The organism is Sphaerochaeta pleomorpha str. Grapes (genome assembly GCF_000236685.1).
Taxonomy (GTDB): Bacteria; Spirochaetota; Spirochaetia; order Sphaerochaetales; family Sphaerochaetaceae; genus Sphaerochaeta; species Sphaerochaeta pleomorpha.
In genome coordinates this window covers 1,254,849-1,267,496 of sequence record NC_016633.1, presented here as the reverse complement: position 1 = coordinate 1,267,496, position 12,648 = coordinate 1,254,849, and the positions used below count along the sequence as shown (strand labels likewise).

Sequence of the window (12,648 nt, the reverse complement as noted above, 5' to 3'; positions counted from 1 at the left end):
CAGAATGAAAAACAAAAAGCACCTGTTTATAATAATTGCTTTGGTCCTTCTGGTTACAGCACCCCTTGTTGCAACTTCGATTTACGAACCGACAACAGATGCCTATGCACAGACTGCTGAACCCTTTATGGGAACCAGCACCCGGGTCATGGGAATGGGCGGTGCAGGCCTTGGTATTACCGGTTACTATGACAGTTTCCTATTGAACCCTGCAAACCTGGGCTCAGGAGGATTGAAAATTTCCATTCCTGCGATAACGGTGACGGCCTTCAACCCGAGCGCTATCCTTGAAAGTGGAATGTTCGAGGCTCTTGATGAAGGCTCCTTGGTAGAAGCGGCACAAGATTTCCTTGGTGTAATTGGGAAGAATTATGGCGATGTGCTGACTACCGATGTGTCTTTCGTGCTTGGCCTTGGAAATTTCGGCTTAGGCCTTGAGGCTCAGGAACGGTTGATGAGTTATAAGACCAGTGCAGATTTGACATCGACCAACCTGATCGCACAGGTTACCATGGCAGCCACTGCTGGTCTGGGTTTCCGCATTAATGCCATTCCCGATGTAATGAGCATTGACCTTGGTGTTTCAGGAAAGGCGATCTACAAGATGTACCTCGAGAAACAGAGTGCAAGCTCCATTACCGAAATGCTTGGTGATGATGGTGCAGACCCTCTTGATAGCTATCTCAATGACGTTCCTCTCATTGCAGGGTATTCGTTCCCTGTAAATGTAGGTATGAACTTGAACTTCCCCTTGGGCCTTACGCTTTCTGCAGTTGCAAGGAACTTCAATGGAACCTACTACATGTCTACCTACCAGTCAATCAACGACTGGAGCAAGGAAGTATTGGGAGAATCCTTTGTTGACGATACCAACTCAGATCCTTTCACCAGTGAAACATTCACCACCGATGCTGGTTGGAGCCTCAACGGAGGCCTGACCTGGGCACCGAAACTTGGAGCCTTACTCAAACCGATCATCTCAGTGGATGTACTCGATATCATGGGTCTTGCAGATTTGAGCGAAGCAGAACTGCAGAGGGCATTCTTTGAACGCACCCATCTCGGAGCTTCGGTACGGTTACTTTCGATTCTTGACCTGCGCTACGGCTTGAGCCAGGGGTATCAGTCCTTCGGAGTCGGCTTCGACCTCTTGATATTCCACCTCGATGCCGCCTACTACACAATGGAATATGGAGATCAGATTGGGAGCAAACCCATCGATGCGGTTTCTCTCCGGTTCTCTCTCCTTTCCAGATAGGCGTACTTTCCTCTCATGTTTCGTAGATTGCCCTCACTGCAAATGAGGGCAATTTTTTGGTATTCACCTATCTTTCCCTTGACTGTAAAAGGTGATAGGTTTACTGTCTATTTAGAAAATATTAAAAATAGATTGTCAACGTAGTCGCTACCATGGAGAATCCCTATGAAAGGAAATCGTCTCGGTTCATTGTTGTTCTTGATTGCAATACTACTATCTTTCGTTTCCTGTACCAGTGTAGAGAAAGCAGAAGTGCTCCCCCCTGAGATTCCTGAGGAGGTGAAAACCGTGCCCGATATTACCGGTTGGTGGGAAGGTTCCCTGCCTTTGCCAGGGGATATACAACTACTACTTCAGTTTGAGGTTGTTACCGCACCTGATGGATACTCCTCGTTTCTCTCAATTCGGCAACAAGCAATTGATTCCTTGCAGGTACATACAACCGTCTTTGATGAGGCAACAGGATCAATTACCTTTGATATTGCCGCATTGCAGGCAACTTTTACCGGCCTTCTCGACGCAACTGCATCCCCAAATACAATAGAAGGAACTTTTTCCCAGGGTGGGGCATTGCTCCCTTTGGTTTTGGAAAAAAACCATACGGTTTCCCATCGTCTGCAGGAAGTTGTCGCCCCGTATCCTTATATTTCGGAAGATGTCTCGATACCGACGGCAAACGGCTTCTCCCTCGCAGGTACCATAACCCGTCCCGATGACAAGGCGAAACATCCTTGCGTCATCCTGGTAACGGGTTCAGGGCTCCAAGACAGGAACGAGGAAATTTTAGGCCATAAGCCGTTTCTTGTCATTGCCGATGCGTTGACCAAAGCCGGCATCGTGGTAATTCGTTATGATGACCGGGGATTCGCTCAGTCTGGAGGTGATGGAAAGAACGCTACCTCCCTTGATTTTGCCGACGATGCAGCATCCGTCCTTTCCTTTTTAAAAACAAAAGAATATGTGCAACAGGATACCATTGGGGTTTTGGGCCATAGTGAAGGTGCCATCATTGCAGGAATCCTTGCAGCAGACAATCCTTCGGTTGCTTTTGTAATTCTGTTGAGTGGGCCTGGACTTGCAGGAATGGACCTCGTATTGCAGCAGACCAGAGCGCTTGTGCAGGGGCAGGGGTTCAGCGAAGAACAGATTGAAGCTATTATTGCTACCAATAAGAAACTGTATACGACTGCCCTTGACTCCTCTGTAAGTCTCGAGGCTCGGAAGCTGTCTCTTGAAGCAATGCTCATGGCAAGTGGATATCCTGCTGAAAAAGCGCTAGAGCAGGTGAATGCTTTGCTTTCCCCTTGGTATCTCACCTTTCTGGCCCTTGACCCGGTAACCTATTTTTCCAGGGTTTCCTGCCCGGTCTTGATTGTATCCGGAACCAAAGACCTACAGGTCCCCACCGAGAGAAATGTCTCTTCACTGCAGCAAGCCCTTGCTTCGAATGGGAATATGGAGGTAAGCGTCAAGGTTCTCGATGGGTTGAACCATTTGCTGCAGCCTGCCATAACCGGACAGCCAACTGAGTATGAAACCATAGAGACTACAATCGATCCCTCAGTGCTTTCCTTGCTATCCTCTTGGATCCTTTCTGTTACAAACTAGGATTGCTGACGGTTATACCCTTTTTATGCTATTGGGATGTCCTTTCTTTATTTGGGGAGGCATCCCTTCTTTATTGTGTCCTCGCTCTAGTTCAAATAGTGTTATATAGATAACAAAAGATTTAAAAAAGCCACATATTGAACAGAAAAATCTGTACTTTGTAACGAATGTCATGATATAGTCAGACAATTACACAAGGTGTTATTCACCTGATAGAGAGGTTCCTATGGTAAGTTTTGGAATTTGGGGTCTTATTCCACCAGTTTTGACCATTACGCTGGCTTTTATAACAAAAGACGTGATGGTTTCGTTGTTTCTCGGCATTCTTTCCGGTACTTTGATTGTTGCCGGTGGCAATCCGATTATTGCAATCCTCAACCTGACCGATATGCTCGCAGGCTCACTCAACGACGGATGGAATATCCGAATCTTCTTGTTCTGTGCCTTGCTTGGTGGCTTGGTGGGAATGTTGAGCAAGACCGGTTCTGCAAGGGCCTTCGGAAGATGGGCTGCAGACAAGCTCAATAGCCCAAAGACCAGCCTTCTGATGGCTTGGTTCTGTGGCCTTGTGATTTTTATCGATGACTATTTCAACAGCCTTGCGGTAGGGACGGTCATGCGCCCTATTACCGACAAAAACAATGTACCCCGTGCACAGCTTGCCTATATCCTCGATTCTACGGCAGCTCCTGTGTGTATCTTGGTTCCAATTTCCAGTTGGGTCATTACTGTCATGTCGATCGTTAAGGGTTCCGAAGGATTTTCTTCATTGGGGATCAGCGAATTCGAATTTTTCATGCGGTCGGTTCCTTTTAACATTTATGCAATTCTGACGTTGATCATGGTCCTTACCCTCATTTTGACTGGCCGAAACTTCGGTCCAATGGCAAAGAGTATCAAATATGCCAAGGAAACCGGAAAGCTTTACAACGAAGACTACGGTCCTGCCCCCGGTGAGATTGAAGTGGAAGGGGAGCAGAATTCTTCGAAAGCCCGTCCGATGGACATGCTTTTCCCGATTCTCGTTCTTATTGCCTCTGCGGTCATTCTCTTCCCTATGACTACTTACCTTGGTGCTATAGACGGTGAATCGATCACCTCCCTTGGGGCTGCAATGGGTTCCATGAGCCTGGGTGATGCATTCAACAACACCGATGCCTCGATGGCACTGTTCTATGCAGTAATCTTTACACTGCTGATTACCTATATCTACTATACCGTACGCAAACTCTTTACGATCAAGAGCGCAAGCGATGCCATCGGCGACGGAATCAAATCAATGGTTCCTGCTCTCATCATCCTGACCATGGCCTGGACTATCGGTTCAGTTATCAAGAGCAGTCCGGAAGACGGTGGGCTTGGCTTGGCTGCCTACCTTTCTGAAGTGGTTGTTGGCGGTGGGTTCCCCATTGCCCTGATTCCTGTCATTGCCTTTGCACTCTCTGCCTTGATCTCTTTCTCCACCGGTACTTCCTGGGGGACTTTTGCCATCATGATTCCGATTGTAATGCCAATCGTAGTTGGCCTTGCCCAGGCTAAGGGCTTGATGGATGGAGCAATGCTCAACAGTGTGCTTATCAGTATCAGCGCAGTGCTTGGCGGGTCTGTCTTTGGAGATCATGCTTCCCCGATAAGCGATACTACCATTCTCTCCTCTACAGGTGCCGGGTGTCCTCACCTCGAACATGTTGCAACACAGATGCCCTATGCAATTACCTGTGCCGTATGTGCCTTTATTGGGTTCCTTATCGGTGGTATTTTCCTGAATCTGTTTGTTGCCTGGCTGGCAGCCCTAGGTGCCTTTGTCCTTGCCTTGGTGTTCCTGCCAAGAATCTACAAGGCCTAGTAGTTGTTTCTTTCAGACAGAGCCCGCCGTTTGGCGGGCTTTTACTTGCTATAGGGAGTCAAGCCTTCTATAATCAGAAGCGGAGGCTTGCATGAAATATATCCAAATCAAACCCCAAGTCAAGGAATACGATTGGGGAAATGTCTCGTTTATCCCTAATTTACTCGGTATCAGCGAAGACGGAAATCCTAAGGCTGAGCTTTGGATGGGTACCCATGAAAGCGGTGAGGCTACCGTAGTGGGCACCGGTGAAAAACTTTCACAATTCCTTGCCAATGATAGTTTGAACTGGTTTGGACAGGAACACTTGGATTATTTCGGGCCTGTGCTTCCCCTGTTGCTGAAAGTGCTTGCCATTGACAGGCCCTTGTCCATACAGTGCCATCCCTCTGCATCCCAAGCCAAGGAAGGATGGATTCGGGAAGAACCGATTCATTCCAGGCTTCCCAAGGACCAATGGAACTATAAGGACCCAAACAGGAAAGCTGAGGTAATCTATGCCTTGACCCCGGTAACGGCAATGTGTGCCTTTCGTCCTCTCAGCCAAATTGTTGCAGCTTTTACCATGCTTCTTCCAGAGAGCTATGGCCGATATTTCTCGGATATCGATGAACTTTCGCCTGATCCTGACAAAGAGATAGGTAAGATATTCGAAAAGCTCTATACCCTGGACAAGGAAGATCTGCAAGACTGCATTGCAGAGTACATCACCTCCCTGAAGAAAATGGAAGAGCTCCCCTTTGCCTCCGGAGATGGACGTTTTCTGGAGAGCAAGGGCATCGCCCTTTCCTGCTATGGGGCTTTTCCCGAGGACCCGGGACTTTTCTCCCCGTTTTTGCTGAATGTCAAACACCTTCACCCAGGTGAAGCCTTGTTCCTTGAGCCTCGGACCCTTCATGCCTATGTACTCGGTAACGGTATCGAATTGATGAGTGCCTCTGACAATGTCCTTCGAGGCGGGTTGACGCATAAGAAAGTCGATGTGAAAGAGCTGATGAAGGTTCTGGATATCAAGAGCAAACAGGCTGATTGTGCGCCCCAGCTGAAAGGGAAATCCGGTCGCATCCATATCCTTACTCCAACCGAAGAATTTCTATTGAAGGTTTGCAAGACAGGTACGTATGATATCCATAACAGGAAGAGTATCGAATTACTGTTCTGCACCGAGGGACAGGTGTCTTTTACCTGCGAAGAAGGGTCTGCAACCATAAAAAAGGGTGAATGCTACGTAGTAGCTGCTTCCCTTGCAGATTATCATCTGGAGGTCGAAGGTACTCTTTTCATTGCAGAGGTTCCCCGGTAAAAGAGCCCTTGCTTGTCTTGGAACACTATGCCTTCAAATGGTATAGTCTTCCCATGGACAAATTTTATGCATTGCTTAAGAAAGAAATGAGACCGGCGATGGGCTGTACTGAGCCGGCGGCCTCCGCGCTTGCCGGAGCGAAGGCGACGGAATTGCTTGGCATGATTCCCTCTTCAGTGGAAGTCTCGACCTCCCGTGACATGGTTAAGAATGCCATGGGAGTCGGCTTGCCAAACTGTGAACTGAAGGGCATCCAGGCAGCTGTGGCCCTTGGCGCTTGCGGAGGGTCAGTCGAAAAGGGCCTGAGCATTCTCAGTAAGATTGAAGAAACCCAGCTTGCCTTGGCAAAAGATCTGTCGGTAAAGCTTACGATACAGGAAAATATTCCCGCACTGTATATCAGTGTTACCGCTCATAAGGATGCCCATTTGGCAGTTGCCGTTATCAGTGGTGAACATGACCGGTTCAGCCATCTGGAAATAGACGGAACGGTATTGCTGGACCTTCCGGTTGACAACTGTACCACCCCTCTTGAGGGTCTTGATGAAAATATCATAAAATCGGCATCGCTGAGTGACATCGTTACCTATGCAGCTAGTGCAGAAGCAGAGGTCCTGGTGTTGATGCTCGAGGCAAAAGAAACCAATATGGCTATTGCTTTGCATGCAATCCAGAACCAATACGGGCTCTCGGTTGGTAAAATTGCCGGTGAGGATCTGCATGCCGATCCTAAAAGCCTTGCTGAGGCATTTAGCCTTGCATCCTCCCTTGCCGCAGCTGCAAGCGATGCCCGGATGGCAGGCTGTCCTCTTCCTGTAATAATCAACAGTGGAAGCGGGAACCAAGGGATTACCCTTACTGTCCCTCTGGCTGTAGTTGCCCGGTATCTGCATTCCAGTGACGAAAAACTGGCCAAGGCCTTGGTTGTCAGTGAACTGGTCGGTCTCTCCCTGACTGCACGAAAAGATCGTCTCAGCGCACTTTGTGGAGCCTTTACGGCTGCAATCGGCTGTGCCTGCGGCCTTGTCTATCTGCTTGATGGAGATATTGCTGTGATGGATAGGGCAATCAATACAATGATTGGAAACCTGACCGGGATTATCTGTGACGGGGCGAAGATGACCTGCGCCTTGAAAATCTATTCCTGCGTAGAGGCTGCCTGCCTTGCCTGTAAGCTGGCTTTCCGCGGATTCTCCCCCGGTAGTGAAAGTGGCATTGTTGGCAAGGATAGCCTGGAAAGCATGGGCTTCCTGTCACGGCTCAGCCATGAAGGCATGGCAGAGACGGATAAAACGATTCTCTCGATTATGCTAGGAAAACAAAAATGAATTATGTAGCACTTGATTTTGAAACTGCAAACAGCTATGAGGGAGGGGCCTGTGCCGTAGCGCTGGCCCGCTTTGATGAGGAAGGAACCCTTCTTGACAGCTATTATAGCCTTATACGACCAAAACATCCCTATTTTGACCCGGGAATGACAGCTGTACATCATCTAGACAGTGACGCGTGCCTCTCTGCCGGCGAATTCGATTCGGTATGGCCTGCCATGAAAGAATTCATTGCAAAGGACATCCTTGTTGCCCACAATGCGGCCTTTGACATGAAAGTGCTCAAAGGATGTCTCGAGTCCTACGATATCGAGACTAGAGCCATGCACTATCTGTGTACGTATACGATAGCCCGCAAGGTTTGGCCCGAGATACCCAGCTATAAACTGACGTTCCTGTGCGACCATTTCGGGTTGGTCTACCAAGCACACTATGCTCTTGACGATGCCATAATGTGCGGGAAAATCCTGCATAAGGAATGCTCGGGGCACCTCAATGAAATGCTTGACCTACGCAGGTTTCTCATAACCAAGGGCATTGAGCCCAAAACCATCGAGAATCTCAGAAAAGACTTTTTCCTATAAGAGGGTAGAGCCCTGTTGCCCAGAACCCGATCAAGGCATACCGCAGCATCGATCCTAAAAAGTAGAGGGAAGAGGGTATTATCAGTTTCAGTGCCATAATGGCAAGGACCCCTGCAAGACCGGCAAGGAATCTGATGATTTTCCTTCCTGCCGTCCCCTCGGTGCTGTAATTCACTTTCTTGGCTTCCAAGGCAAAGCCAAGGTATCCACCTCCTGATAGAACCAGGGTTTTCATGAGATCAGAAAAAGCTACCTCGTCAACCAGTCCCGCTTGCAGCAGGATTGCTAGGATAGAGCCTGCTACAAGCACTATGGAGCCAAGGGTGAGAGAGAACCTGTATCTCTTTTTTTTGTCCTCATAGAGCTTGCTGAGTTTTGATGAGGCAAGTAGGCTGATGGAAACGCCAAGAACCAATCCCCCGAACACGTCTATAGGCCAGTGAACACCAAGATAGAGTCTACTGGTTCCTACCAATATGATCATAATGGCACTGATAATGCTGAGAGTGCGTTTTTTATAGGCTACGGCAAGGGCTGAATAAAATGAGGCAGCCGTTGTCGTATGCCCTGAAGGGAATGAGTAGCCGGTAGCCGTTGCCAGGCGTTTGCCTGCGATGGAAGGGAGGACGGTAAAAGGTCTCGGAGCCCGTACGATTGCTTTCAGGATTCCCATCGAAGTTACGCTGAAGAGCATCGATGAGCAGATGACAAATCCCTTTTTCTTGTCAAAGCACCAGAGTATTGCCACAATAAAAGCAATTACAAAGGTTTGTTCACCGAGGGCGGAACAGATATTCGCGAAGGAATCCAGGAAGGGATTCGCAATGTTCTGGAAAAAAAGCAGGATGGTTTCTTGCATGATGGCTCCTTGGTTGCAGTATAGAAGAGGAAATAGCGGGTTGCAACCAGAGCTTTTGGGAAAGTCTGGTGAAAACCATTGCAAAAAGCAAAGGGAAGTGGCAATCCGTTTTCCGGACTTCACTTCCCCTTCCTTCCAGGTAAAAACCTTCCTTGTCTACAGAGTCTGCAACTACTCTTGTTCTTTGGAAGCTTTTTTCTCTTCTATTCGTTTCTTCTGGGTTTTCTCGATGGCATTGACGATGTTCTCGTAACCAGTGCACCTGCAGAGATTGCCGGAAATCTGCTTGCGGATCTCGTCTCTGCTTATAGCCTCGTCACTATCTATGATCGGCAACGACGACATAATGAACCCAGGGGTACAGAACCCACATTGTACGGCCCCCTCATCTATGAAAGCCTGCTGAATATCAGAGATGGTACCTTTGGTATCGCTGAGACCCTCCAAGGTCAATATGGTTTTTCCTTCAGCCCAAATAGCGAGATATATGCATGAATTGAACGGCTGTCCGTCAATGAGTACGGTGCATGCACCGCATTCGCCAACGTCACAACCATGTTTTACGCTGTCAAGCCCTTCCTCGCCACGAAGCATATCCGAAAGGGAGGAACGGATGTCTACAGAATGTTCTCTTTTTTTACCATTGATAGTGCATGTAACCAATTTCCTAGCCATTGATATTTCCTCCTGCTTTTTCGATTGAAACTATGGTTGCGCGCCGTGCGAGCTCTTCGACCAGATGGAGCCTGAATTCTTTGGAGGCTCTCCAGCTGCTTCTCGGCATGACGTCTGCCAAGGCTCCCTCGCTGACTAAGGTTAGGAGTTCCTTGTCAAGCAAATGTCCCTGTGCGCTTTTTTCTGCGGTGAAAGCACGAATCGGGGTGGGGGCTGCAACACCGAATGCGATGCGAAGCCTGTCTATCCGCTTTTTATCTTCTGTCAGCCTGACATTTACCGAACAGGCAAGTGTTGCGATATCCATTGCCCTGCGCATCGAGTACTTGATGTAGTTGCCGTAGGTGTTTTCCCAGCTTTCCTTTCTGATGCGTATGCCTGTGAGCATTTCTCCGCTTCGAAGATCGACTTTGCCTGCCCCGAGGTTGAAATCTGCATACGGAAGGGATCGTACCCCCTCGAGGCTTGTCAGCTCGAGAACTGCATCATAGGCTTTGAGGGTGGAGGCAGAATCTGCGCTGGTGACTCCATTGCAGATATTTCCCCCGATAGTCCCGATGTTTCGTATCTGTGGGCCTCCGATCTGGTCGACTGCCTCACCCAGGACAGGGAGGTGCTCTTTGATCAGGGGGTGCATCGTGATATTGGTGAAACTGGTAAGCGGTCTGATAAGCAGGGTCCCGTCGTCTTCCAGGCAGATGCCACGCAGATCATCAAGGGCATAGATGCTGATGAGGTCGCATCCTGCAAGCTTGCCGTCGCGAATCCCAATAAGGATATCGCTTCCTCCTGCAAGAATACGGGCCTGGGGATGTTCCTTTTTGAGTCTCAGTGCATCTTCAACGGAACTTGCTTCATATAAGGTATTGAAATCGTACATTCTCTTCTTCCTTTATTTGATTAATCCTGCATTCTCAAACGCAAAGAACAGTTTCTCGGGATTGAGAGGAATCGAATCGACTGCAACGCCGGTAGCGTTGAGCAGGGCATTGCGTATAGCAGGGGCCACGGGAATTACAGGTGGTTCTCCCAACGATTTGTTCCCGTAAGGCCCTGTAGGATCCTCTGTCTCAACGAATGCGACCTGTAGTTCCGGAGTGTCGAGCGCTGTCATCAACTTATAGTCAAGGAGATTGTCGTTCAGCATCCGTCCGGTCTTCTTGTCAAATTCCAGATGTTCATACAGTCCGTAGCCAAGACCCATGCTCATGCCGCCATGCACCTGCCCCTGGGCTGTCTGGTGGTTGATAATCCTACCTGAATCATGGACGTTGATGATATCGAGTACCCGTACCTGGCACATAGGGATATCGACCTCGATTTCGACAAAACAGACGCCGAAGGAGTAGGTGTTGTCCGTACAGTGATGGGTTTCTTCTGCGGCGATGTGTCGGGAGTTCGTCATGCTATAGCAGGATTCCATAGCCACTTCTGCGACAGAAAGCAAATGCTCATCCTTGTTTTTGTGGACAATGAAGTTATCTTTGATATCCAGGTCGAAGGCTTCTTTCTTCAACATGAAAGCTGCAAATTCAAGGAGCTTTGCCTTGAAACTTTCGGCTGTCTTTTTAACCGCCATCCCGGCAACATACGTCTGCCTGGATGCATAGGCACCTGTATCATAGGGGGTTACATCGGTATCTTGTTTACTGATGATATGCACTTTGTCGACAGATAGGCCAATGGTCTCGGCGGCCATCATGGAGAAGACAGTGTCTGCCCCCTGGCCGATCTCAGTCGCTCCCATCTGCAGCTGTAACGACCCATCTTGGTTGAGAAGCATACGGCAGGCAGAAGTTTCGAGCGCTATGGGATAGACGCCTGTCTTGTAGTTGAATATAGCCATTCCGACACCTTTTCTGACAGGGCCGGTCTGGTTTGCATAGAGTGCGCGTTTTTCCTTGTAGTGGAGATAGTGCTCCCCCTTGTCGATGCATTCGTCCAATCCCGTGGAATGGCAGGTGATGGTAGTACCCGGGTCGACATACCCGAGTTTCATCATGTTTTGTTTCCTGAAAGCGATGGAGTCGAAACCTGCTTTTGAAACAATGTCCTCGATGTGGGACTCCAGAGCAAAACCGATCTGGGGAATTCCATAGGCACGCATGGCCCCTGCGGTAGGCAGGTTGGTGTAGACGGTGTAGGCCTCACCCTTGATAGCCCCTACCGGGTACATCATACGGAAGCCGTTGACTGCATTGGCAACTAAAGCGTGTGCATGCGAAGCATAAGCGCCTTGGTTGGAGTAAGCAACGATGGAACGGGCTGCAAAGCTTCCGTCCTTGCGGACATAACTGACGATATGGAATTTCATTGCATGGCGAACCCTTGTGCAGTTGAAGGTTTCTTCCCTGGTGTATTCCAAGTGGACAAGCCGTCCTCCCACCCGTGTGGTAAGAAAGGCATTCAGCGGCTCGGTGAGTGCATCCTGCTTGTTTCCGAATCCTCCCCCTATATAGGGCTTGATAATCCGGATATCGCCATGCCCGATGCCAAGGGCCTGGGAACATACCCTGCGGACAATGTGTGGGATTTGGGTGGAGCTAACCACGACGATTTTACCATTCTCCATATAGGCGAATGAGTTTGCATTCTCAATATGGCAATGCTGGACGATAGGGGTGTCGTAGTCGCCTTCGATTTTGATCAGGTCAGGTTCTTTGCTAGCTTCGTCGAAGGAACCGACCTCATAGGAAGATTTGACGACTACATTGTCTGGTTTCTCTTCATGGATTGCCATGGCACCGCTCTTCATTGCATCCTCGATGGTGAGGATTGGAGCGTATTGCTCGTAGGTAACCTTGATTTTCCTTACTGCCTCGATTGCTGAGATTTCATCTTCCGCAATTACCGCTGCAATGTCATCGCCATAAAACCTGACTCGTTTGTTCAGTAGTTTCCTGTCCGCAATATCCTGATGTTTCTTTTCTGTCGACCATGGATGCCCGGCTGTGGGGAACTGGATGTCCGGTACATCGAAACACGTTACGATGTCGATAACCCCGCTAACTGCCCAGGCCTCAGTGAGGTCGAAGGATTTGACCACTCCGTTTGCGATGGTGCTATGCAAAACTTTTGCTATCAACGCATGGCCTGTGACCAAATCGCTTGTATATTTTGCTTTACCTGAAACTTTCTCATGTGCATCTACCCTGTTCAAAGGTGTTCCGATTATGTTCATATACCC

At 48.9% G+C, this 12,648-nt stretch carries 10 protein-coding genes; 6 read left to right on the top strand and 4 right to left on the bottom strand.

Going from position 1 to position 12,648, the window contains the following annotated elements; all coding sequences use genetic code 11:
* Positions 1–4: 4 nt before the first annotated feature.
* The 6 genes from SPIGRAPES_RS05750 (at position 5) to SPIGRAPES_RS05725 (ending at position 7,927) form a co-directional block, all read left to right on the top strand.
* A complete protein-coding gene (locus SPIGRAPES_RS05750) occupies positions 5–1,258 on the top strand; it encodes a hypothetical protein (RefSeq protein ID WP_014269827.1) in 1,254 nt (417 codons plus the stop codon).
* A 165-nt stretch (positions 1,259–1,423) separates the two neighbouring features.
* Entirely contained in the window at positions 1,424–2,866 is a 1,443-nt protein-coding gene (locus tag SPIGRAPES_RS05745) for an alpha/beta hydrolase family protein (RefSeq protein WP_014269826.1), read from the top strand.
* A gap of 226 nt (positions 2,867–3,092) precedes the next feature.
* Positions 3,093–4,712 carry a Na+/H+ antiporter NhaC family protein gene (locus tag SPIGRAPES_RS05740; RefSeq protein WP_014269825.1) on the top strand — a complete coding sequence of 540 codons (1,620 nt, stop codon included), beginning with the start codon at positions 3,093–3,095 and terminating at the stop codon, positions 4,710–4,712.
* 91 nt (positions 4,713–4,803) lie between these two features.
* On the top strand, positions 4,804–6,015 hold the full coding sequence (manA, locus tag SPIGRAPES_RS05735; protein ID WP_014269824.1) for a mannose-6-phosphate isomerase, class I: 1,212 nt from the start codon (positions 4,804–4,806) through the stop codon (positions 6,013–6,015).
* A gap of 53 nt (positions 6,016–6,068) precedes the next feature.
* The gene (locus SPIGRAPES_RS05730; RefSeq protein WP_014269823.1) at positions 6,069–7,343 is read left to right on the top strand and encodes an L-cysteine desulfidase family protein; all 1,275 of its coding nucleotides are present in this window, start codon (positions 6,069–6,071) and stop codon (positions 7,341–7,343) included.
* On the top strand, positions 7,340–7,927 hold the full coding sequence (locus SPIGRAPES_RS05725) for a 3'-5' exonuclease (RefSeq protein WP_014269822.1): 588 nt from the start codon (positions 7,340–7,342) through the stop codon (positions 7,925–7,927). Before SPIGRAPES_RS05730 ends, SPIGRAPES_RS05725 begins: the two co-directional genes overlap by 4 nt.
* Here the strand turns inward: SPIGRAPES_RS05725 and SPIGRAPES_RS05720 are convergent.
* From SPIGRAPES_RS05720 to xdhA, 4 genes are all read right to left on the bottom strand, one after another.
* A complete protein-coding gene (locus SPIGRAPES_RS05720) occupies positions 7,905–8,786 on the bottom strand; it encodes a phosphatase PAP2 family protein (RefSeq protein WP_014269821.1) in 882 nt (293 codons plus the stop codon). The two genes, SPIGRAPES_RS05725 and SPIGRAPES_RS05720, sit on opposite strands and share 23 nt — an antisense overlap.
* 171 nt (positions 8,787–8,957) lie before the next feature.
* Positions 8,958–9,461 carry a xanthine dehydrogenase subunit XdhC gene (gene xdhC / locus SPIGRAPES_RS05715; protein WP_014269820.1) on the bottom strand — a complete coding sequence of 168 codons (504 nt, stop codon included), beginning with the start codon at positions 9,459–9,461 and terminating at the stop codon, positions 8,958–8,960.
* A complete protein-coding gene (xdhB, locus tag SPIGRAPES_RS05710) occupies positions 9,454–10,341 on the bottom strand; it encodes a xanthine dehydrogenase subunit XdhB (protein ID WP_014269819.1) in 888 nt (295 codons plus the stop codon). Before xdhB ends, xdhC begins: the two co-directional genes overlap by 8 nt.
* 12 nt (positions 10,342–10,353) lie before the next feature.
* A complete protein-coding gene (xdhA, locus tag SPIGRAPES_RS05705) occupies positions 10,354–12,642 on the bottom strand; it encodes a xanthine dehydrogenase subunit XdhA (RefSeq protein WP_014269818.1) in 2,289 nt (762 codons plus the stop codon).
* Between the last annotated feature and the right edge of the window lie 6 nt (positions 12,643–12,648).